The organism is Chryseobacterium sp. MHB01, from assembly GCF_034651565.1.
Taxonomy (GTDB): Bacteria; Bacteroidota; Bacteroidia; order Flavobacteriales; family Weeksellaceae; genus Chryseobacterium; species Chryseobacterium nepalense.
This window is the reverse complement of the sequence record NZ_JAYEDA010000003.1, coordinates 227,380-251,370: the sequence shown is the minus strand read 5'-3', so window position 1 is coordinate 251,370 and position 23,991 is coordinate 227,380. Positions and strand designations below refer to the sequence as shown.

Sequence of the window (23,991 nt, the reverse complement as noted above, 5' to 3'; positions counted from 1 at the left end):
TCATATTAACAGCAAAGTAGGTGTTTACCAAAAAGCACCTGCTTTGTTTTAATAAAATTAAAATATAATATTATGGAAAAAACATGGCGTTGGTTTGGGAAGAATGATCAAATAAAGCTTGGCACACTCCGGCAAATCGGGGTAGAAGGAATTGTTTCTGCACTTCATGATATTCCGAACGGAGAAATCTGGAGTTTAGAGGCTGTTAATGATTACAAAAACTATATAGAAAGTCACGGTCTTCGCTGGTCTGTTGTGGAGAGCCTTCCGGTAAGTGAAGCAATAAAATACGGAGGTCAAGACCGGGATTTTTTAATAGATAATTATATCAAAAGTCTCGAAAATCTTGGAAAAGCAGGAATAACAACAGTATGCTATAACTTTATGCCAGTGCTCGACTGGGCAAGGACAGATCTATTCCACGAATGGGAAGACGGTTCATCATCATTATATTTTGATAAAGCTAAATTTGCTTATTTTGAAATTCATATTCTGAAAAGGAAAGACGCAGAAAACGATTATACACCGGAGATTCTTCAGAAAGTGGAAGAGCTGAAAAGCACGCTTACCGAAGAAGACAAAAACATTCTCATTGATTCGGTTATTGTAAAAACCCAGGGATTTGTTAATGGAAACATTAAAGAAGGTGATTTAAACCCTGTCGACAAGTTCAATAATTTACTGGCTTTGTATGATGGAATTGATAAAAACCAGCTTCGCCAGAACCTTAAATACTTCCTTGAAAAAATAATGCCGGTTTGCAAAGAATGGAACATCCAGATGTGTGTACACCCCGATGATCCTCCGTTTGCGCTCTTAGGCTTGCCAAGAATCGTAACCAATGAAGAAGATATAGAGTGGTTTCTGAATGCCGTGGACAATCCTCACAACGGATTGACCTTTTGTGCCGGCTCTTTAAGTGCCAACCCGAATAATGATGTACCAAAGCTGGCTGAGAAGTTTGCCCGCCGGACAAAATTTGTTCACCTGAGAAGCACAAATGTTTTTGAAAACGGAGATTTCATAGAGGCACACCACCTTGGAGGAAGAGGTAAATTGATTGACGTAGTCCGCATATTTGAAAAGGAAAATCCTGAGTTGCCGATGAGAATTGACCACGGAAGACTTTTAACTGAAGATATCGGAAAAGGTTATAATCCCGGTTACTCTTTCTTAGGAAGAATGCTGGCTTTAGGACAGATTGAAGGCGTGATGGCGGCTGTACAAAATGAAATATCGAAGAAAAAATAGGATCCGAAGGATCCAATAATAGTAGCCACATGTGAAACCTGTGGAAAATATATCAATCATCATTTATCATCAATTATAGTCATGAAAGATTTATTCAGCATTAAAGATAAAGTTGCGATCATTACAGGTGCTTCAGGCGTTTTGGGAGGAAGTCTTGCCAAAAGTTTCATAGAAGCAGGAGCAAAAATAGTAGCATTGGGCAGAAATCAGGAAAAACTGAATGCTCTTGTAAAAGAACTGACGCTATCAGGAGGTGAAGCATTTGCCGTAGAAGCAAACGTGTTGAACATTGAAAGTCTTGAAGCGGCCTCAGAAAAAATTAAGGAAAAATACGGAAGAATTGATATTCTGCTGAATATCGCCGGTGGAAACATTCCTTCCGCAACATTATCTCCGGAACAGTCATTTTTTGATATGAATATACAAGGCTGGGATGAGGTTACCGATCTCAATATCAACGGTACCGTTTACCCGAGCTATGTTTTCGGAAAAGCAATGGCAGAGCAGAGAAGCGGAAGCATCGTAAATATATCATCTATGGCAGCTTATTCTGCGATTACCCGAGTGGCAGGATATTCTGCGGCCAAATCCGCAATTACCAACTTTACCCAATGGCTGGCTTCAGATGTAGCATTGAAATTCGGAGATAAAATCCGTGTGAATGCAGTAGCTCCCGGTTTTTTTATTGGTGACCAGAACCGGGCGATTTTGTTAAATCCGGACGGTTCTCTTACGGACAGAAGCAAAAAAGTAATTGCTAAAACGCCGATGCAGCGTTTTGGTGAAGTAGAAGAACTAAACGGGGTAATACAATTTCTCTGTTCAGATGCAGCAAGTTTTATTACCGGTGCATTATTGCCTGTTGATGGTGGTTTCAGCGCTTTCAGCGGAGTTTAAATTTGAGTTGATTTTCTTCATGTTAAAGTAACAGAAATACATGCAGGAAATGTATATCCTTTATAATATCAGATTATTAAAGTGATAAATAAAAACGAAACAGCTTAATATCAGTTTGCAGTTTGAAGTATTAAAAAAGTAAAAATGAAATCTAAACTTTGCAATATCGCAATCTGTCTTTTGATCAGTATATTTTCCTCTGCCCAAAAAGGAGGAAAATATAAGCTGTGGTACAGCAAGCCCGCCCAGCAATGGGTTGAAGCTTTACCTATCGGCAACGGAAGAATTGCTGCAATGGTTTTCGGAGATCCTCACAAAGAAAAACTTCAGCTTAATGAAGCTACATTCTGGTCGGGAGGACCTTCCCAAAATGATAATCCGGACGGCCCTAAAGTCCTGGATTCTATTAGATATTATCTCTTCAAGGGAAATTATAAAAAAGCACAGATTCTTGCTGATAAAGGTCTGACGGCAAAAACACTTCACGGCTCAGCATTTCAGAATATTGGTGATTTCACACTTGATTTTCATAATCTTGATGACATTAAAGATTATTACAGGGAATTAGATATTGAGAAAGCACTTACGACGACAACTTTCATTTCCGGCGGAGTTCATTTTAAAAGAGAGGTATTTGCCTCAATTCCGGATAATATAATGGTGGTTAAACTCAGCACTGACAAAAAAAATGCATTGAATTTCACAGCAAATTTCGACAGTGAGCTCAAAAAAAATACTCAGGCTGATGGTGTTACATTGCAAATGAACGGTTTATCCTCAATTTTAGACGGTGTACAGGGGCGAGTGAAATTTAATGCCGTGGCAAAATTTATTACAAAAGGTGGAAATATTTCTATTTCAGGAAAATCTATCTCGGTAAACAATGCAGATGAAGTTACCATTTTGATATCAATCGCTACAAACTTTACAGATTATAAAACGTTAAATACAGACGAAGTTCTGAAAAGCAGAAAATACATTTCGGAAGCAGAACATAAAAATTTTAAAACCTTATTTAAAAATCATTTAAAGACATATCAAAACTACTTCAAAAGAGTTGATATTGATTTAGGAACTTCTGAAGCCGCAAAAAATCCTACTGATATTCGTGTTAAAAATTTTGCATCAGGTTACGATCCGGAACTTATCTCATTATACTATCAGTTCGGGCGTTACCTTTTAATTTCTTCATCACAGCCCGGCGGTCAGCCTGCCAATCTTCAGGGAATCTGGAACAATTCGAATAAACCGGCATGGGACAGCAAATACACCATCAATATCAATACGGAGATGAATTACTGGCCTGCCGAAAAAACCAATCTCTCTGAAATGCACGAACCTCTGATTCAGATGGTCAGAGATTTAAGCAATACAGGAAAAGAAACGGCGAAAGTAATGTACAACAGCCGAGGCTGGGTAGCTCATCACAATACCGATATCTGGAGAATAACAGGGGTTGTGGATTTTGCGAATGCCGGAATGTGGCCGATGGGCGGAGCGTGGCTTTCGCAGCATCTTTGGGAAAAATACTTATACAATGGTGATAAAAATTATTTAAAATCTGTTTATCCTGTACTTAAATCAGCTACAGAGTTTTATGAGGATTTTTTAATTGAAGAGCCTACGCGCCAATGGCTCGTGGTAAGTCCGTCCATGTCTCCAGAGAACATTCCTCAAAGGCATCAGGGAAGTGCATTGGCAGCCGGAAATACCATGGACAATCAGCTAATGTTCGACCTATTTACAAAAACAAAAAAAGCAGCAGAAATTCTCAATGTGGATGCTGGAAAAGTTCAGGTCTGGAATTCTGTTATTTCAAAATTACCACCCATGAAAATCGGAAGATATGGACAGCTGCAGGAGTGGATGGAAGATCTGGATAACCCTGAAGATAATCACAGGCACGTTTCCCATTTATACGGATTGTTTCCCTCCAACCAAATTAATCCGTTTACTGCTCCTGAACTAACGGATGCTTCGAGAACGGTTTTAATTCATCGCGGCGATGTTTCCACAGGCTGGTCAATGGGCTGGAAAGTAAATCTCTGGGCAAAACTTTTGGATGGAAATCATGCAAATAAATTGATCAAAGACCAGCTTACCTTGGTCGAAAAAGATGGCTGGGGGAAAAAAGGAGGAACCTATCCGAATCTTTTTGATGCGCATCCGCCGTTCCAGATCGACGGAAATTTCGGCTGCACTTCAGGAATTACGGAAATGTTGCTGCAGACACAGAATGGCTTTATCGACGTGCTGCCTGCACTTCCTGATGAGTGGAAAAACGGGAAAATTTCCGGTTTAAAAACATACGGAGGTTTTGAAATAAGTATTATATGGGAAAATAATAAGGCAAAAGAGGTAATGATAAAGTCAGGACTTGGCGGGAATTGCAGAATAAGAATTCCGAATGAAATGCAGCTTTCAGGAAGCTCAAAACTTAAAAAAGCACAAGGTAAGAATCCGAACCCGTTTTTTGAAATTCCTGAAATCAAAGCACCTTTAATTTCGGCAGATGCAAAATTAAATCCTTTTGAAATTAAAGCATCGTTGATATATGATTTCCAAACAGAGCCGGGAAAAACATACATCTTAAAAATAAAGTCCTGAAAGGACGACCTAATCAGAATAGGATGAAATCCTATTAAACAATGAAAAACAAACCCGAAGGGTTCAACAAAAATAGCCACAGGTGAAACCTGTGGATAATGACAAAATAATAAAGAACCCGAAGGGTTCAACGTTTAAAACAAGAAATTAAGAAATTTATATATGAAAAAGAAACCCATGAATCCAAATTTTTTAAAGAACAGGACTAATATTCTGGCAGCAGCGGTCCTGCTTTCCATAAGCAATATTTCCGCACAGACATTCTCCAATTTCAATTACCGTGGAAACGATAAAATATACAATGATAATTCTTTACAGTCAGATGAATTTTACTCACCGATTCTTCAGGGCTGTTATCCGGATCCGAGCATCACTAAAAAAGGTGAAGATTATTATCTGGTAAATTCTTCATTTTCAATGTTCCCGGGAGTTCCGATTTTTACGTCCAAAGATTTGGTAAACTGGAAGCAGGTAGGGCACGTTCTGGACAGACCTTCTCAGTTGAAAGTTGAAAAAGGAGGAGTCTCGCAGGGAATTTACGCACCGGATATCAAATACAACAAATACAACGATACATTTTATATGATTACGACCCAGATTGCTGGTGGAGTAGGAAATATGGTCGTAAAAACGAAAGATCCCGCAAAAGGTTGGAGCGAAGTTCAGAAGCTTAATTTCGACGGAATCGATCCTGCGATTTTCTTTGATGAAGACGGAAAAGCCTACATCGTTCATAATGATGCACCGCCAAAAGGAACCGAACAATACAACGGACACCGCGTGATCAAAATCTGGGATTACGATCTGGAAAAAGACCAGGTGGTACCGGGTACAGATAAAATTATAGTAAACGGTGGTGTTGACCTTACCCAAAAACCAATCTGGATTGAAGGTCCGCATCTTTACAAATATAAAGGGAAATATTACCTGATGTGTGCAGAAGGAGGAACCGGTGGCAATCACAGCGAGGTAATCTTTATGGCCGATTCTCCGAAAGGCCCTTTTATTCCTGCAAAAAATAACCCGATTCTTACACAGCGCTATTTTCCGAAAGACCGAAAAGAGAAAGTAGATTGGGCAGGTCACGCCGACTTGGTGGAAGGCCCGAACGGACAATGGTACGGGGTTTTTCTGGCCATTCGTCCGAATGTAAACAACCGTGTGAACAAAGGCCGCGAAACATTCATTCTTCCGGTTGACTGGAGCGGGACGTATCCTGTTTTCCAAAACGGACTGGTTCCCATGAAACCAAAGTTGAAACTGCCTCAGGGTGCGCAAAATCAAACCGGGAAAAATGGCTTTTTCCCGAACGGAAATTTTACATATTCGGATAAATTAACCGATAAAAATCTGGATTTCCGATGGATCGCTATGAGAGGACCGCGTGAAAATTTTATCACAATAACAAAAAACGGAGTAAAGGTGAATCCTTTTCAAACCAATATCAAAGCATTAGCACCGGTTTCGGCTTTATTCCACAGATTGCAGCATGAGGATTTTGAAACATCTGTCAGTTTGGATTTTAAACCTAAATCTGAAAAAGAACTTGCCGGAATCACCTGCTATCAGAGCGAAAGATTCAATTATGTTTTCGGAATTACGAAGAAAGATAAAGATTTTTATATGGTCTTGGAAAGAACTGAAAAAGGGGAATCTAAATTGATAGCAAGCGAAAAAATTTCCTGGTCGAAAGCTTTTACACTAAAAGTAACCGGTGAAAAAGATATGCTCGGTTTCAGTTATTCTGCGGATGGTAAAAATTTTAAAAGTCTTGGAGAACCGGTTTCGGGAGATATTCTTTCTACAGATGTTGCGGGTGGCTTTACAGGAAGTTTAATAGGATTATACAGTACCTCTTCAAATGATATTGTTCCGAATTAATTAAATACTGATTCTAAATCTTCAGGATTTCAAAACCTTGAATGCTGTAAAATAACCATATCACCATGAATATCAAAAAATCATTTTATATAGTTTCTTTTTTGGGATTTATCGGGCTGAATCATCTTTCAGCCCAGATAAACCCTTTTCAGAAATCCGTTACAAAATTTACCAATCCCATTATTTGGGCTGATGCTCCGGATTTGTCCATCACCAGAAACGGTGATGATTTTTATCTCATTAGCACTACCATGCATCTCATGCCGGGAGCACCGGTGATGCATTCCAAAGATCTCGTACACTGGGAAATGTCTGGCTATGTTTTCAATACATTAAATGACAATTCGAAATATGATTTATTAAACGGAACAGTCTATGGACGCGGACAATGGGCCTCTTCCATCCGTTATCACAAAGGAAAGTATTACGTACTGTTTTCTCCCAATGACGAGCCGTTCAAATCTTATTTTTACGTAACGGAAAATCCCGAAAAAGACAGTTGGAAATTAATCACCAGAACAAAACACTTTCATGATGCGTCCTTGTTTTTTGACGATGATGACCGCGTGTATGTTTTTACGTCCAATAAAGTTTTTGAGCTCAGTCCTGATTTTAAAAATGTTATCGGAGATCAGAACGGAACGGAGATTTTTCAGAAAGATGCTGAAGAAACCGGACTTCTGGAAGGCAACCAGATCATCAAAAGAGATGGAAAATATTATATGATGATGATATCCTGGCCGCGAAATGAAAAACGCCGACAGGTCGTTTACAGAGCTGATAAAATAACGGGACCCTACGAAAAAAAAGTAATTCTTGAAGATAATTTTCTGGGGTTTTCTTACGCAGGGCAAGGTGCTTTGATCGACGATAAAAATGGAAACTGGTATTCCTTAATTTTCCAGGATCGAAACGGAGTGGGGCGTGTGCCCATTTTGCTTCCTGTAAAGTGGCAAAACGACTGGCCGGTGTTGGGAGATAACGGAAAAGTTCCTTTGCATGGAGAAATTCCGATTCCACCTTTTAAACCTAAAAATCACCTGATCGAAAGCGACGATTTTTCCGGAAAGAAAATGAAAATACAGTGGCAATGGAATCATAATCCGGTAAATGAAGCCTGGTCTCTATCTGAAAGAAAAGGATTTTTAAGACTGAAAACAAGCAGGGTTGTAGATAATCTGTTTGCCGCTCCCAATACTTTAACTCAAAGAATGGAAGGCCCGAAATCGAGCGGAATTATTTCCCTGGATGTTAAAGGGATGAAAGAAGGTGATGTAGCCGGTTTCAGTGCTTTCAACGGAGATTCCGGAATTTTATCTGTTGTGAAAGAAGGCAGCAAAAAATTCATCGTTTTTACTTCTGCTTCGGTAAGTTTGGACAATAAAACAAAAGCCATTACCGATGTAAAAGCGCAGGAAACAAAACGTATTCCGCTAAATTCGGACAAAGTTTTCTTGAAGATTGATGCCGATTTTAATTTAGGTAAAGACACAGCTGATTTCTATTACAGCACGGATCAGAAAAACTGGACGGAAATGGCAAAAGATTACAGAATGATTTTCGATTACAGAAGGTTCTTTATGGGGTCCAAATTTGCCGTGTTCAACTATGCAACAAAAACTTCAGGAGGATTTGTAGATGTAGACTTTTTTGAATTTAAACGAAAAGATTAAATCAATCTTAATAAAATTTTTTATCCAAACTAATAAGTGTATAAAATACAAATAAAAATATGAAAAATTCAATTGTATTTGCAATCGCATTTTCACTCACAGGAATTTTTGCATCAGCCCAGAATTTTGAAAAGCAGGCTCCTGTCGGTTTTGACCAGATAAAACAAAATATTCCCCATGGAAAAATTGACAGCATTCAGTATCCTTCCAAAACGGTAGGAACGGTAAGAAAAGCGTTGGTTTATACACCGCCGGGTTTTAATAAAAATAAAAAATATCCTGTTCTGTATTTGCTGCACGGAATCGGAGGCGACGAAAAAGAATGGTATAAAAACGGAACGCCCCAAATCATTCTTGACAATCTTTATTCCGAAGGGAAATTAACACCCATGATCGTTGTTTTGCCTAATGGCAGAGCCATGAAAAACGATCGTGCAACGGGAAATATCATGGCAAAAGATAAGGTGGAAGCATTCGCAACTTTTGAAAAAGATTTGTTGAATGATCTTATTCCTTTTGTTGAAAAGAAATTTCCGGTAAAAAAAGACCGTGAAAACAGAGCCATTGCCGGACTTTCAATGGGAGGCGGACAAACCCTGAATTTCGGACTGGGAAATATTGATAAATTTGCCTGGGTAGGTGGTTTTTCATCTGCTCCCAATACAAAAGAACCTCAGGTTTTACTTCCGGATCCTCAAAAAGCAAAAGAATTAAAACTGATCTGGATCTCCTGCGGCGATGCCGACGGATTGATGCCGTTTAGCAAAAGAACCAGCGATTATCTCAGACAAAACAAAATTCCACACATATTCTACATTGAACCGGGCGGACATGATTTTAAAGTCTGGAAAAATGATTTGTACATATTTTCACAGCTCATTTTTAAACCCGTAGATCAGAGTGCATTTCCCAATTTTACCGTGTTGGGAATTCCTGCTGAATCTAATATAAGGAATGCTCAGTTTCCACAGATTTTACCCAACGGAAAGGCTATTTTCAGGGTGAAAGCGCCGGAAGCACAGAAAGTGCAGATTGATCTCGGAAAAAAATATGATCTTACAAAAGACCAGGACGGTATCTGGAAAGCCACAACAGATTCTTTAAGTGAAGGGTTTCATTATTATTCCTTATTAATTGATAACGTTGCTGTTGCCGATCCTTCCAGCAAAACATTTTACGGAATGGGAAGATATGCCAGCGGTATAGAAGTACCTTTTGCGGGTGATGGATACTACGCAATGAAAGATGTTCCGCATGGAGAGATCAGAATTCAGAGTTTTTTCTCGAAAGTAACCAATTCATGGAGAAGAGTTTTCATTTACACGCCTCCCGGTTATGATAAAAATCAGAATGAAAAATATCCTGTTCTCTATATTTTGCACGGCGGCGGCGAAGACGAAAGCGGCTGGGCAATGCAGGGGAAAACGAATTTTATTCTGGACAATTTAATTGCTGAAGGTAAAGCAAAACCAATGATCATCGTAATGCCGGATGCCAATATCGGACCTGCCGGGTTCGGAAGTTTCGGAACCAGGAATCTGCAGATGTTTGATAAAGAATTAAAGGAATCTGTTATTCCATTTACCGAATCTAATTTCAGGGTTAAAAAAGATGCAGCGAACAGAGCACTTGCCGGACTTTCAATGGGCGGAATTTACACATTACATACAGGCGTTCAGAATTCTGATATGTTTTCTTCATTGGGCGTTTTCAGTTCAGGATGGATTCTCCCGTCTCTTCAGGAAGTAGCTGATAGTGAATATAAGTTTATGAATGACAACAAAGAAAAAATCAATTCCAATATAAAAAACTTCTGGATCTCAATGGGCGGAAAAGAAGATATTGCCTATAAAAATTGTCAGGTTATGATGAAAAAACTGGATGAGTTAGGCATTAAGTATTCGTATTCCGAGTATCCCGGAGGCCACACCTGGCCGGTCTGGAGAAACAACCTGTACAATTTTGCTCAGCTGCTGTTTAAAGATTCTGAATAGTTTTTTAGCAGTTACACAGCCGGGAAAATCTAAAAGAGACAATATATTTTTTATTATGATGATAAAAAAATGAAAGCTTAAAATTTAATTACAATCCAAATCACAAAATGAATTTCAATACCATCAGAAATAAAGCGTTTATCGTAACGATTGTATTACTTTCGGGAAATTTCAATGCACAGTCTTACAGAAAAACAGACTCAGGCATCAACGTTACTGTAAAAAATGCAACTGTTGAATTAAAATGGTATGGTGAAAATACGGTAAGAATCATTAAGTATCCATCTGGAAAAACATTCATAAAAAATAGTCTTTCCGTCATTCAAAAAGAACAGAAAACCAAATTTTCGGTTTCGGAAGGCAAGAACAATATTTTAGTAAAAACAAAAGATCTTCAGCTTTCTATAAACAATACAACAGGAGAAATAACCTATCAGCTGCCATCAGGAGAAGAGCTTCTTAAAGAATCGGGAAGCGCATTCAAACCTTTTGACGATGCCGGAAATCAGACTCTTTCTGTTTCACAGTCTTTTCAGCTTGAAAAAAATGAACCCATTTATGGCTTGGGAATTTTACAAAACGGAAAAATGTCCCAACGGAATACAGACGTGAAAATGATTCAGAATAACACCTGGGATTTTGTGCCGTTTTTTCAGTCTGTAAAAGGGTATGGTATTTTTTGGGACAATGCATCTCCCACGCAGTTTACCGATACACCGGAGAAAACATCGTTCTCTTCGGAAGTAGGAGACGGGATAGATTATTATTTTATCTACGGAAAAAATGCCGACGCAGTGATTGCAGGAATGCGCAGCCTCACAGGAAATGTGCCGATGCTTCCTTTATGGACCTACGGCTACTGGCAAAGCAAAGAGCGGTATAAAAGTCAGGAGGAACTGGTAGAGGTGATAAAAAAATACCGCGATTTAAAAGTTCCTTTAGATGGAATCATCCAGGACTGGCAATATTGGGGGAATAATTATCAGTGGAACGCGATGGATTTCATCAGCCCCGATTTTCCCGATGCCAAAAAATTGATACAGGATATTCACGATATGAATGCACATCTCTCCGTTTCTATTTGGTCTTCTTTCGGACCAATGACCAATCAGTACCGTGAAATGGATAAAAAAGGGATGCTTTTCAATTTCAAAACCTGGCCTGAATCAGGAAGAGACACTTGGCCTCCGGATCTGAACTATCCTTCAGGTGTCCGTGTTTACGATGCTTACAACCCTGAAGCCCGGGAAATTTACTGGAAATTTTTAAATAAAGGGTTGTTCAGCCTTGGAGTAGACAGCTGGTGGATGGATTCTACGGAACCGGACCATCTTAGCCAGAACCCCGAAGATTTAAATACCAAAACGTATCTCGGTTCCTTCCGCAAAGTGAGAAATGCCTATCCTTTGATGACAATAGGCGGAGTTTACGATCACCAGCGCGAAACCACAAGTGATAAAAGAGTTTTTATTCTCACAAGATCGGCTTTTGCCGGCCAGCAAAGATATGCTGCCAATACTTGGTCCGGCGATATCAATTCTTCCTGGGAATCGTTGAGAAACCAGGTTCCTGCAGGACTGAATTTCAGTCTGACAGGCAATCCGAATTTTAATTCAGATATTGGTGGGTTTTTCGGCGGGGTTTATAAAAGAAACGGAGGCCCCCAAAACAAAATGTTTCAGGAACTGTACGTTCGGTGGTTGCAGTATGGAACTTTCACGCCCATGATGCGTTCACACGGAACCGATGTGCCGAGAGAAATTTATCAGTTTGGCCAGAAAGGTGATCCGGTTTATGATGCAATAGAGAAATTCATCAGGTTGCGTTACAGTATATTGCCCTATATCTATTCTGTTTCTTGGGACGTTTCTAAAAATAATTCAAGTTTTCTGCGTGCTCTTTCAATGGATTTTTCGGCAGACAAAAAAACCTGGGATATCAATAACGAATATCTTTTCGGAAAGTCATTTTTAGTTGCTCCGATTCTGAATGCACAGTATACTCCTGAAAAAATAGTAAAAACCGATGAAAATGAAGGCTGGAATAAAACTGATGCCAACAAAAAAGAAAATTCACTTTCCAATGTAGATTTCTCACAAAATAAAACGGTGAAAGTCTATCTTCCGGCAGGCGCAGATTGGTTTGATTTCTGGACGAATGAAAAACACAACAGAGGTCATGAAATTCAGAAAACGCTTAATCTTCAGGTCATTCCTTTATATATAAAAGCGGGAAGCATCATTCCGTTTGGTCCCGATGTACAATATGCGACTGAGAAAAAATGGGACAATCTTACCATTAAAGTTTATCCCGGAGCTAACTCGGATTTCATCTTATACGAAGATGAATTTGATAATTACAATTATGAGAAAGGAAAGTATACAGAAATTCCCTTTCACTGGAATGATAAAGCTGAAATACTTACGATTGGTGCCCGGAAAGGCGGATATCAGGGAATAATTGCGAAAAGGACTTTTCATATAATTCTACCGGATGGGCGGGAGAAAAAAGTCAGTTATTCCGGCAAGAGCGTAAGTGTAAAATTTAAATAATCTTAAAATAATAACGATGAAATATTTAGCTCTAATAACAATTTTAGGATTTTTTCAGATGTCATTCGCCCAGAATCCCATTATCCAAACCAAATTCACTGCAGATCCTGCACCGATGGTCTACAAAGACACGGTTTTTCTGTATACGAGTCATGATGAAGATGATGCTTTCGGATTTAAAATGAAAAACTGGCTGCTTTATACTTCCACGGATATGGTCAACTGGACAGACCACGGCGTTGTGGCTTCCCTTAAAGATTTCAAATGGACCGATCCGGAAAACGGAGCATGGGCGCCGCAGGTAATCGAAAGAAACGGGAAATTTTATATGTACTGCCCGATGCCCGGACAAAGAGGAATTGGAGTTCTGGTCGCTGATAGTCCGTACGGTCCTTTCAAAGATCCGATTGGAAAACCTTTGGTTAAAAATTCAAGCGACGATATAGACCCTACGGTCCTGATTGATGATGACGGGCAAGCTTACCTGTATTGGGGAAATCCAAACCTTTGGTATGTGAAGCTGAACGAAGATATGATTTCGGTAAATGGCAATATTGTAAAAGATCCATCTGTGGCCAAGATCAAAGGCTCTCCTGACCCTTTTCATTATCAGGAAGGACCCTGGGCGTGGAAAAGAAACGGGAAATATTATATGGCCTATGCATCTACCTGCTGTCCCGAAGGAATCGGTTATGCGATGGGAAAATCGGCAGCAGGACCCTGGGAATTTAAAGGAATGATTATGGACAGCGACAAACGTTCCAACGGAAATCATCCGGGAATCATTGATTATAAAGGAAAATCTTACGTTTTCGGATTCAATTACAATATAGGAAAACAGACAATGAGCAAACATTACGAGAGACGTTCTGTCTGCGTAAGTGAAATGAAATACAATGCTGATGGTACCATTCAGAAGCTTCCGTTCTGGGATTCGGAAGGCGTGCAAAGAATTGCAACACTTAATCCATATCAAAGAGTAGAAGCCGAAACCATAGCTTTTAGCGAAGGTCTTAAAACCGAGAAAATGACCGAATGGGAAAGAAATAATCCTTATGATACAGGTAAAAAAATCACCGATCGTATCGTTGTATCGTCGGTCAACAATGGAGATTATATCAAAGTCCAGGGCGTAGATTTTTCCAAAGGAACCCATTCTATAGAAGTGTCTGTAGCAGCATTGTACGGCGGAAAAATAGAAATTCGTACCGATGCGATCGACGGACCTGTTCTGGGAACGGTAACAGTAAACGGAAAAGCCGAAGGCGATATTTTCAAAACCATAAAGACGCCGGTTAAGAATATGAAAGGCATTCATAATGTATATTTTGTTTTCAGAGGAGACAGAGACCTTTTCTATTTCGACTGGTGGAAGTTTAATGAAATCTAATCTAAAATAATGTTGAAGAATACAATACTCCTTACAGCAGTAACCTTTTTATTGTCGGTCAATATTTACAAATCTCAGTCAGTAGTCTGGCTGGATAAGCTCGATCTCAGCGTTGCTACACAGGGAAACGGAAAACCGGGCATCAATACTTCGGTGGACGGAAAAAAACTGACGATTGCCGGAGAGACATTCGACAGGGGTTTCGGCACTCACGCCGAAAGTTCTTTATTGATAAAATTGAATGGTAAAGCCCACAAGTTTTCAGCATTAGTGGGATTAGATGATGAAATGAAAGGCCATGATCCTGCCGTGGAATTTGAAATTTACGGAGACAACAAAAAGCTTTGGTCCAGCGGAATCATGCATTTGGGCGATAAGGCAAAACCCGTTTCAGTATCTTTAAAAGGAATAAAGCTGCTCGAACTTGTAGTAACGGATGGCGGAAATGGTCCTTATTATGATCACGCAGACTGGGTCAATGCAAAATTCGAAACCAACGGAATTGCTACTTTGGAAACATTCAATCCGATTGCTTCGGAACCTTATATTTTAACTCCAAAACCTCCAGCAACGCCCCGTATCAACTCAGCAGGTGTTTATGGTGTTCGTCCTGGTTCGCCTTTCCTTTTCAGAATTGCAGCAACAGGGGACCGGCCAATGATTTTCTCTGCAAAAAAGCTTCCCGAAGGATTAAAGCTGGATCCCGAAACGGGAATCATTACCGGAAAAATAGATTCGAAAGGAACGTATGAAGTAGAATTATCTGCAAAAAATGCAAAAGGTTCAGTCTCAAAAAAATTAAGAATAGAAGCAGGGGACAGAATTGCACTTACCCCAACGATGGGCTGGAACAGCTGGAACTGTTTCGGACACGAAGTTTCTGCCGACAAAGTGAAACGTGCTGCCGATGCTTTGGTTAAAACAGGATTGGTAAACCACGGCTGGAATTACATCAATATCGATGATTCGTGGCAATTTAACAGAGACGGAAAAGACCCTTTGTTTCAAGGAAAGATGCGCGATGAAAACGGTTATATTTTAACCAATTCCAAATTTCCGGATATGAAAAATCTGGGCGATTATATTCACGGAAAAGGACTGAAAATGGGAATTTATTCTTCTCCCGGACCATGGACCTGCGGAGGATGTGCAGGAAGCTACAGCTATGAAAAGCAGGATGCCGAAAGTTATGCAAAATGGGGTGTCGATTACCTGAAATACGACTGGTGCAGCTACGGCGGTGTCATTGACGGGTTACCGGGTAATGATGCCAATAAAGTTACTTCTCTTGCTTTTCAGGGCGGCGGTGATCCTGAGAAAGGCGTAAGACCTTTTCGGTTAATGGGAAATTTGCTGAAACAACAGCCTAGAGATATCGTATACAATCTTTGCCAATACGGAATGGGTGATGTCTGGAAATGGGGTGATGAAGTTCATGCTCAGTCATGGCGTACTACCAACGATATAACGGACACCTGGGCAAGCGTGAAAAATATTGCATTGGCTCAGGAGAAAGCTGCTTCTTACGCAAAACCCGGTAACTGGAACGATCCCGATATGCTGGTGGTGGGTGTAGTGGGTTGGGGTAATCCGCACCAGAGCCGTTTAAAACCGGATGAACAATACCTCCACATCAGCCTTTGGAGTATTTTTTCGGCACCATTGCTGATTGGCTGTGATCTCGAAAAACTGGATGATTTTACCTTAAACCTTCTGACAAACGATGAGGTGATTGCCGTTAATCAGGATGCTTTGGGAAAACAAGGTGTTTGCTTACATACCATCGGCGAACTCAGAATTTATGTAAAAGAACTGGAAGACGGAGGAAAGGCTGTCGCTTTCGCCAATTTCGGAAGGGAAAAAGTAAAGTTGCCATATAAAGATTTCAAAAAATTAGGAATTTCAGGAACTCAGACTGTAAGAGATCTCTGGAGACAGAAAAACATCGCAGACATCAATACGGATAAAGAAAGCCTTTCATTGGATATTCCCGCGCACGGCGTTGCGTACTATAAATTTATTCCAACAAAATAATAATAACTATGATTCATCGAAATTTAAAATATATTACATTACCTTTTCTGTTGGCAACCACTGCTATTTTTGCTCAGAATCCGGTTGTTCAGACGCATTTTACACCCGATCCGGCACCAATGGTGTATAAAAACAAACTGTATGTGTACACGGGAGACGATCAGCTTGGATTTGATTTTTATACGATGACCAAATGGCGGGTTCATTCAACTGATGACATGGTAAACTGGACGGATCATGGTGTTCCCATTTCTTTAGAATCCTTCAGCTGGGCGAGGGACAGAGCCTGGGCAGCACAATGCATCGAACGAAATGGTAAATTTTACTGGTATATCTGTGCTCAAACTGTTGATAATAATATGGCGATTGGTGTTGCTGTTTCGGATAGTCCTGTCGGTCCTTTTGAGGATGCAATCGGAAAACCATTGATTTCAACCGGAACATGGGATAATATCGATCCTACCGTTTTTATTGATGATGACGGACAGGCTTATCTCTATTGGGGAAACAGCAAATTATTTTATGCTAAACTAAATAAGGATATGATTTCTTATGCCGGGAAAATTACAGAAATTCCACAATCGGCGGAATCTTTCGGCGGATTGAGACGTCCCGGAAGAAGTGATGAGGTTTTACAAAAACAGGAAAAGTTTGATGATGTTTATGTAGAAGGTCCGTGGCTGTACAAAAGAAACAATCAATATTATATGATGTATGCAGGTATGACCGGAAAAACGGAGTGTTTATCATATGCAACCAGCGAATCACCAACCGGGCCATGGAAATATCAGGGGAAAATTATGACCGATCAGCCCACAAACAGCTTTACCAATCACGGCGGAATTATCGATTTTAAAGGGAAATCCTACTTGTTTTACCATACCGGACTTTTACCAAACGGCGGAAGTTACGGACGCTCTACTGCTGTTGAAGAATTTAAATACAATGCAGATGGAAATATTCCAAAAATAAAAATGACTAGTGAAGGAGTAAGCCCTGTCGGAACATTAGATCCTTACAAAAGAAATGAGGCGGAAACCATGGCCTGGTCGGAAAAATGCAGCACTTCAGAAAATAAAAAAACCGGAGTTTTTGTTTCCGATACCAGAGTGGGCGGATTTATGAAAGTCCGTGCAGTGGATTTCGGAACTGGCGCTACAGAATTTTCAGCTTCAGTAGCTGCAGGCGTGGACGGCGGAATTTTAGAAGTCCATCTTGATGAGGTAAAAGGACCAAAGATAGCGTCAATTGATATTCCAAGAACCGGTGGCTGGGAAGACTTTAAAACAATATCATCAAAAATTTCAGAAAAGGTTTCCGGTGTTCACGATGTCTATTTTGTATTTCAGGGGAAAAATATTACGGCAGGAAGAAAGCTATTTAATTTCGATTATTGGAGCTTTAAGAAAAAATAGAGCGCTACCACAAAGTATCAATGACGAATATGAAATTTTCAAACATAAAAAATCTTGTGATCTGAAATATGCGCAAAGTTGGAACTAAAACCTAATGTGTTCATGTGCAAAAAACTTTGTGGATAGACTTTGTAAAATTTTAGATAGATATAAAAGATAAGTTCATTCTTAAATGATGTCTGAACAACAGCTACAAATAAAAATATGAAAAATACGATACAATCTATATTGGGTTTGTTTTTAATGATTTCAGGAGCAGTTTCTGCCCAGAATCCTATCATACAGACCAACTACACCGCAGATCCGGCTCCTATGGTTTACAATGGAAGGCTCTATGTTTATACCACGCATGATGAAGACGATTCAACATGGTTTACCATGAATGACTGGAAAGTTTATTCCACCAATGATATGGTAAACTGGACCGACCACGGAACCATTCTTTCATATAACGATTTTGAATGGGCAAAACGAGATGCATGGGCTGCTCAGTGCGTGGAAAGGAACGGCAAATTCTTTATGTATGTTCCGATGTGGTCTAAAACCAACAATAAAGGAGCGATTGGTGTTGCCGTTGGCGACAGTCCGTTCGGGCCGTTTCATGATCCGTTGGGAAAACCGCTGGTGCAGAGCGAATGGGGTGATATTGATCCCACCGTTTTCGTTGATGATGACGGTCAAGCCTATATGTATTGGGGAAATCCGAAACTGAAATATGTTAAATTAAATGAAGATATGATTTCCTACTCAGGAAATATTATTGAAGTACCCATGACCGAAGAATCATTCGGAAAAAGAGACGGAAAACCCAATCCCGAAAGACCCTCAAAATATGAGGAAGGGCCTTGGCTGTATAAAAAGAAAAATTTATATTACCTTTTCTGGCCGGGTGGTCCGCTTCCCGAATTCATAGGATATTCTACAAGTAAAAATCCACAGGGACCATGGAAATACGGTGGAGTTATTATGCCTGCCGAAGGAAAATCATTTACCAACCATCCCGGAGTCATAGATTTTAAAGGAAAAACATATTTCTTCTATCATAATGGTGCTTTGCAGGGCGGGAGCGGATTTACACGTTCTGTCAGCGTTCAGGAACTGGAATTCAACAAAGATGGTTCTATTTCACCATTTACAATGACCAACGGAATTACCAAAGCCACCGCAACAGTAAATCCTTACAGCTTTAATCAGGCGGAAACCATCGCATGGTCTGAAAATGTAAAGTCGTATCAGAACAAAGAAGCCGGTGTTTTTATTAAAGCCAAAAAAAGCGGTGCTTACACCAGTGTGAAAAATGTGGATTTTGGAAAAAATGGTGCCAAAGTATTTTCCGCAAGAGTAGGAACCACACACAACAGCGAGGTAACGATGGATGTTCATCTGGACAGTGTTACCGGACCGGTAGTAGCCACAATAAAAGTTCCCTTGACCGGCGGGGATGACCGTTGGGAAACCGTGAAAACAGAATTAAAAGAAAAAATGACCGGTATTCACGATGTATATTTTGTATTTAACGGAAAAGCAGCAAAGGATGTCATGTTTTTCGATTACTGGACTTTTCTTGAAAATAAATGATTATGATTAAAATAATATCTTACGTATCACTACTATTATGCCTGTTGAGCGGAATTTCAGTTTTTGCCCAGGTTGCAGAGGCTATCAGTCCCGATGGGAAACTGAGGCTGAATGTCTTTTCAGAAAACGGAAAAGCTCTGTACAATATATCGTATCAGGAAAAAGTTATGCTGGAGAAATCTCCGCTGGGTTTAATCACCAATGAATCTGATTTTTCTCAAAATTTAAAATTCACCGACAGTAAAAAAGATCAGGTTTCAAAAACGTATACCAACGAAAAAATTAAAAAATCACAGGTCGATTATAAAGCCAATACATTAACAGTTAATTTCACCAATGCAGATCAGTTCAGCATCAGTATTGAATTTCAGGTAAGCAATAATAATATCGCATTCCGATATCATCTTTTACCGATGAAAGGCTGCCTGAGCGCAGTTGTACAATCAGAAGTTACCGGTTACCGGTTTCCCGTTCAGACCACTACCTTTCTTTCTCCCATGATGAAGCCGATGACCGGGTTTGCCCGTACGGCGCCAAGCTATGAAAGCGGGTATAAAGCAGATGCGGAACTCGGAGCCAAAGCTGATTACGGATATGTTTTCCCGGGATTATTTCACCTCGGAAATAACGGCTGGATATTGCTTTCGGAAACAGGTGTGAACAGTTTATACTGTGCCTCTCATCTGGAAACGACTTCTGAAAAGAGTCTGTATAAAGTTGCTTATCCCAATATGGCTGAAAACAACGGATTCGGAAGTACGGGGGCAGCCATTTCCCTGCCCGGATCAACACCATGGAGAACCATTACCGTTGGTGCATCTTTACAACCGATTGTAGAAACTACGGTTCCGTTTGATGTAGTGAAACCGATGTATGAATCCTTCCGGAAATATCAGTTCGGAAAATCTACCTGGAGCTGGATTCTTTGGCAGGATAACAGTATGAATTATGATGATCAGGTGAAATTCATTGATCTTGCTGCTGAATTAAACTTCCAATATATCCTTATGGATGCGCTTTGGGACAAAAACATCGGCAAAGACCAGATGAAGGAACTCATTCAGTATGCAAAATCCAAAAATGTTGGGGTTATGCTTTGGTACAATTCCAATGGCGCGGCCAATGATGCACCAATGGGACCGAGAAATAAAATGAGTTCCTCCGTTGAACGCAAAAAAGAGATGAAATGGCTGAAGGAAGTTGGCGTAAAAGGATTAAAAGTCGATTTCTTCGGCGGCGATAAGCAGGAAACCATGCGTCTTTATGAAGATATTCTCTCGGATGCGAATGATTTTGGTTTAACGATTATTTTCCACGGAACTACCTTACCGAGAGGCTGGGAAGTCATGTACCCGAATTATGCCGGAAGCGAAGCCGTTTTAGCATCCGAAATGCTGTATTTTTCTGAAGATGTGCGTAAACAGGAAGCTTTTTTCGCTTCGTTACATCCGTTTATCAGAAACACGGTCGGAAGCATGGAATTTGGGGGGACTTTCCTCAACAAGTTTTTAACAAAATCCAATAAGGATAAAAATAAAAGATATACCACAGACGGTTTTCAGCTGGCAACAGCAGTATTATTCCAGAATCCTGTTCAGATGTTCGCCGTAATGCCGAATAACCTGACGGATGCCCCGAAATTCCAGCTGGATTTTATGAAAGACATTCCCACGCTTTGGGACGAAACGGTTTTCATAGATGGGTATCCCGGAAAATATGCTGTGATAGGGAGACGACATCAGGATCAATGGTATATTGCCGGAATAAATGCAGAAAAAACGGCTAAGAAATTAAAGATCAGACTTCCGATGTTCGCAGGAAAAACAGTGAAATTAATCAATGATGATGCTCAGGAAAATTCTTCCGAAAAAGAAATCAAAGTTAATAAAAACGGTGATTTCACGATAGAAATCCAGCCTAATGGAGGTTTTGTTTTAAGAAATTAGATTTTGAAATCAAAGAGAACCCGAAGGGTTCAATATCAATAGCCGTAGGTAAAACCTATGGTTTAGCAAAAAGAAAATAAAAAATATGAAGCATATAAAATTCTATATTCTGGTCATGCTATTCGGATTCTGCCTGCACATCAAAGCAGCACAGCCATTCATCACCACGGAAAAAAATTCTGAAACCATTGTTTTAAAAGAGAAAAATTCAGGATTTTCGATTTTTACCAATCCGGGAATCGACAAAGGAATTCTCAGGGCTGTTAAAAGTCTGCAATCCGATTTCCAAAAAGTGTCCGGAGCCGAGCCGAATTTGCTGAATCAGCTTTCCGCACAGCAATCACCTTTGATTATCATTGGGACAGCAGGAACAAAATCGATAATTGATGATTTAATCAGGCAAAAAAAAATTGACGGAAAATTATTAACAGGAAAGAAAGAAAAATACATTATCCAAAATGTAAGCAATCCATATCCGGGAATTTCCGAAGCCATCGTAATTGCCGGAAGCGACAAGCGCGGAACGATTTACGGAATTTACGAAATGTCCCGGCAGATCGGGGTTTCGCCGTGGTATTACTGGGCAGATGTTCCGGTTGAGGTAAAAGAAAATATCTATTTTAAAAAAGGAATCTATACCGATGGAGAGCCGGCTGTGGAATACCGCGGGATTTTCCTGAATGATGAAGAACCTTCACTTGGAGGCTGGGCGAGAGCTACTTTTGGCGGATTCAACTCTAAATTTTATGAGAAAGTTTTTGAACTGATCCTGCGTTTAAAAGGCAATTACATCTGGCCTGCCATGTGGGGAAAAGCATTTTATGACGATGATGTGTTGAACGGACCGCTGGCAAATGAAATGGGAATTATTATGGGAACTTCACACCACGAACCGATGGCTTTGGCACAAACCGACTGGCATCGGTATATCAAAAAAAATAATCTTCCAAACGTGTGGGATTATAATAAAAACAGTGAAGTTTTACGGAAATTCTGGAAATCGGGGATTGAAAGAAGTAATAACTGGGAAAGACTTGTAACGGTGGGAATGCGTGGCGACGGCGATGAAGCCATGGGAGAGGGAACGAATATTACTCTGTTGGAAAAAATCGTAAAAGATCAGCGGAAAATTATTACAGATGTTACCGGGAAAAAAGCGGAAAAAACACCACAGGTGTGGGCATTATACAAAGAAGTGCAGGATTATTACGATAAAGGAATGCGAGTTCCGGATGATGTCATCCTTTTATTCTGTGATGACAACTGGGGCAATGTAAGAAAGCTTCCGGACCTTTCGAAACCTCTGCATAAAGGCGGCTACGGAATGTATTATCACTTTGATTATGTGGGAGGGCCTAGAAATTCAAAATGGATCAATATCAGTCCCATCCAGCGGGTTTGGGAGCAGATGAATCTTTCTTATGAACATAAAGTAGATAAGCTCTGGGTCGTAAATGTAGGAGATTTGAAACCCATGGAATTCCCAATCAGTTTTTTCATGGAAATGGCCTGGAATCCGAAACAGTTTAATTCAAAAAACCTTTTGGAATATACCGAAAATTGGTCTGCACAACAGTTCGGCGAAAAATATGCTAAGGAAATTGCAAGGATGATCAACCTGTATGCAAAATACAACCGCAGAGTAACGCCGGAAACACTGGACAGCAAAACCTACAGCCTGGAAAATTATTATGAATTTGAAAGGGTTCTGAATGAGTACAGAGCTTTGGCAATCGATGCTTTACGATTAAAAGAAAAAATTCCCGAAGAATATCAGGATGCTTATTACCAGCTGGTTTTGTACCCGATTGATGCCTGCAGCAATTTGTATGAAATGTACTATGCTGTTGCCAAAAACAGGCAACTGGCCGCAAAATATGATTTGCAGGCAAATTATTATGCAGACAGGGTAAAAGAATGTTTTGAAAGAAATGCTTATCTGGATCGTAAATACAATACTGAGATTGCCGGCGGAAAATGGCAGCATATGATGGATCAGATGCGTATTGGTTACAAATCATGGAATGATAGCAAAGAAAACATCATGCCTGAAGTAACATATGTTTATGACGATAATGCTTCAAAAGAAAAAGTCTTTCAGGAGAAGAATGGCTACATTTCGATGGAAGCCGAAAATTTTTCAGGATTGAATAATTCAGACCGGATCCATTGGGAAGTGATTCCTAATTTCGGAAAAACCAAATCTGGAGTAACAACTTTTCCTCAAAATGCTTACCCAAAAGCTGATGAAAATATATATCTTGAATATGATATTAACTTTGAATCCAAAGGGGAATTTGAGGTTCAGTTATTACTGGCTCCGACATTGAATTTTAATCATAATAAAGGGTTGCGTTACGAAATTTCTTTCGACGGACAGGCTCCGCAGGTGGTTAATTTCAACGGTCATTATAAAGGAGAACTGGGAAGATGGCAGTCAGAACACATTATTAAATCAGCTACAAAACATCTTATTTCACAGCCCGGAAAGCATAGATTACGATTCCGTGTTCTGGAACCGGGAATTGTTCTGGAAAAGATCATGATCAATACCGGAGGTTTAAAACCTTCTTATCTGGGTGCACCCGAAAGCGAAATCCTTCAATGAAATTTCAAAAAATAGTAACCACTATCAAATATGCCTATGAAATAATTATCTCTAATCTCAATTTCATTTAAATATTGTTTTATCAAAATGAAAAGATAACAGCAAAAGACCTGATATTACTTTATTTATAATGGTTGCCTGAATCATTTCAGGAGATCTTTCTTG

At 39.8% G+C, this 23,991-nt stretch carries 13 protein-coding genes; all 13 read left to right on the top strand.

All coding sequences use genetic code 11. The annotated features are described in order from the left end of the window. Positions 1-72 precede the first annotated feature (72 nt). The 13 genes from uxuA to U9K52_RS07205 all read left to right on the top strand — a co-directional run bounded on the left by uxuA (position 73) and on the right by U9K52_RS07205 (position 23,826). Positions 73-1,251, top strand: coding sequence for a mannonate dehydratase (uxuA, locus tag U9K52_RS07265; protein WP_248392947.1), 1,179 nt, complete (start codon positions 73-75; stop codon positions 1,249-1,251). Positions 1,252-1,332: 81 nt separating this feature from the next. Next, the gene (locus tag U9K52_RS07260) at positions 1,333-2,148 is read left to right on the top strand and encodes an SDR family oxidoreductase (RefSeq protein ID WP_322925795.1); all 816 of its coding nucleotides are present in this window, start codon (positions 1,333-1,335) and stop codon (positions 2,146-2,148) included. A 144-nt stretch (positions 2,149-2,292) separates the two neighbouring features. Next, the gene (locus tag U9K52_RS07255; protein ID WP_322925794.1) at positions 2,293-4,755 is read left to right on the top strand and encodes a glycoside hydrolase family 95 protein; all 2,463 of its coding nucleotides are present in this window, start codon (positions 2,293-2,295) and stop codon (positions 4,753-4,755) included. A gap of 177 nt (positions 4,756-4,932) precedes the next feature. Continuing rightward, positions 4,933-6,636, top strand: coding sequence for a glycoside hydrolase family 43 protein (locus U9K52_RS07250; protein WP_322925793.1), 1,704 nt, complete (start codon positions 4,933-4,935; stop codon positions 6,634-6,636). Between the two features lie 65 nt (positions 6,637-6,701). Then, entirely contained in the window at positions 6,702-8,309 is a 1,608-nt protein-coding gene (locus tag U9K52_RS07245; RefSeq protein ID WP_322925792.1) for a glycoside hydrolase 43 family protein, read from the top strand. 59 nt (positions 8,310-8,368) lie between these two features. Next, positions 8,369-10,303 carry an alpha/beta hydrolase-fold protein gene (locus tag U9K52_RS07240; RefSeq protein ID WP_322925791.1) on the top strand — a complete coding sequence of 645 codons (1,935 nt, stop codon included), beginning with the start codon at positions 8,369-8,371 and terminating at the stop codon, positions 10,301-10,303. Between the two features lie 107 nt (positions 10,304-10,410). Then, a complete protein-coding gene (locus U9K52_RS07235) occupies positions 10,411-12,855 on the top strand; it encodes a TIM-barrel domain-containing protein (protein ID WP_322925790.1) in 2,445 nt (814 codons plus the stop codon). Positions 12,856-12,871: 16 nt separating this feature from the next. Next, entirely contained in the window at positions 12,872-14,245 is a 1,374-nt protein-coding gene (locus U9K52_RS07230) for a glycoside hydrolase family 43 protein (RefSeq protein WP_322925789.1), read from the top strand. Positions 14,246-14,254: 9 nt separating this feature from the next. After that, positions 14,255-16,279 (top strand): NPCBM/NEW2 domain-containing protein, encoded by a 2,025-nt coding sequence (locus U9K52_RS07225; protein WP_322925788.1) that lies wholly within the window; start codon positions 14,255-14,257, stop codon positions 16,277-16,279. Positions 16,280-16,287: 8 nt separating this feature from the next. Then, complete coding sequence (locus U9K52_RS07220; RefSeq protein ID WP_322925787.1) at positions 16,288-17,694, top strand: glycoside hydrolase family 43 protein; 1,407 nt, start codon at positions 16,288-16,290, stop codon at positions 17,692-17,694. Between the two features lie 204 nt (positions 17,695-17,898). Beyond that, positions 17,899-19,272 carry a glycoside hydrolase family 43 protein gene (locus U9K52_RS07215; RefSeq protein WP_322925786.1) on the top strand — a complete coding sequence of 458 codons (1,374 nt, stop codon included), beginning with the start codon at positions 17,899-17,901 and terminating at the stop codon, positions 19,270-19,272. A 2-nt stretch (positions 19,273-19,274) separates the two neighbouring features. Further along, a complete protein-coding gene (locus tag U9K52_RS07210; RefSeq protein WP_322925785.1) occupies positions 19,275-21,218 on the top strand; it encodes a glycoside hydrolase family 97 protein in 1,944 nt (647 codons plus the stop codon). Positions 21,219-21,303: 85 nt separating this feature from the next. After that, positions 21,304-23,826: a glycosyl hydrolase 115 family protein gene (locus tag U9K52_RS07205; protein WP_322925784.1), complete on the top strand. Its 2,523-nt coding sequence runs from the start codon at positions 21,304-21,306 to the stop codon at positions 23,824-23,826. The last annotated feature ends 165 nt before the right edge of the window (positions 23,827-23,991 follow it).

Bases quoted from the DNA above. Each gene is read 5' to 3' on its own strand.
- uxuA (WP_248392947.1), top strand. From the start codon at position 73: ATGGAAAAAACATGGCGTTGGTTTGGGAAGAATGATCAAATAAAGCTT.
- U9K52_RS07260 (WP_322925795.1), top strand. From the start codon at position 1,333: ATGAAAGATTTATTCAGCATTAAAGATAAAGTTGCGATCATTACAGGT.
- U9K52_RS07255 (WP_322925794.1), top strand. From the start codon at position 2,293: ATGAAATCTAAACTTTGCAATATCGCAATCTGTCTTTTGATCAGTATA.
- U9K52_RS07250 (WP_322925793.1), top strand. From the start codon at position 4,933: ATGAATCCAAATTTTTTAAAGAACAGGACTAATATTCTGGCAGCAGCG.
- U9K52_RS07245 (WP_322925792.1), top strand. From the start codon at position 6,702: ATGAATATCAAAAAATCATTTTATATAGTTTCTTTTTTGGGATTTATC.
- U9K52_RS07240 (WP_322925791.1), top strand. From the start codon at position 8,369: ATGAAAAATTCAATTGTATTTGCAATCGCATTTTCACTCACAGGAATT.
- U9K52_RS07235 (WP_322925790.1), top strand. From the start codon at position 10,411: ATGAATTTCAATACCATCAGAAATAAAGCGTTTATCGTAACGATTGTA.
- U9K52_RS07230 (WP_322925789.1), top strand. From the start codon at position 12,872: ATGAAATATTTAGCTCTAATAACAATTTTAGGATTTTTTCAGATGTCA.
- U9K52_RS07225 (WP_322925788.1), top strand. From the start codon at position 14,255: ATGTTGAAGAATACAATACTCCTTACAGCAGTAACCTTTTTATTGTCG.
- U9K52_RS07220 (WP_322925787.1), top strand. From the start codon at position 16,288: ATGATTCATCGAAATTTAAAATATATTACATTACCTTTTCTGTTGGCA.
- U9K52_RS07215 (WP_322925786.1), top strand. From the start codon at position 17,899: ATGAAAAATACGATACAATCTATATTGGGTTTGTTTTTAATGATTTCA.
- U9K52_RS07210 (WP_322925785.1), top strand. From the start codon at position 19,275: ATGATTAAAATAATATCTTACGTATCACTACTATTATGCCTGTTGAGC.
- U9K52_RS07205 (WP_322925784.1), top strand. From the start codon at position 21,304: ATGAAGCATATAAAATTCTATATTCTGGTCATGCTATTCGGATTCTGC.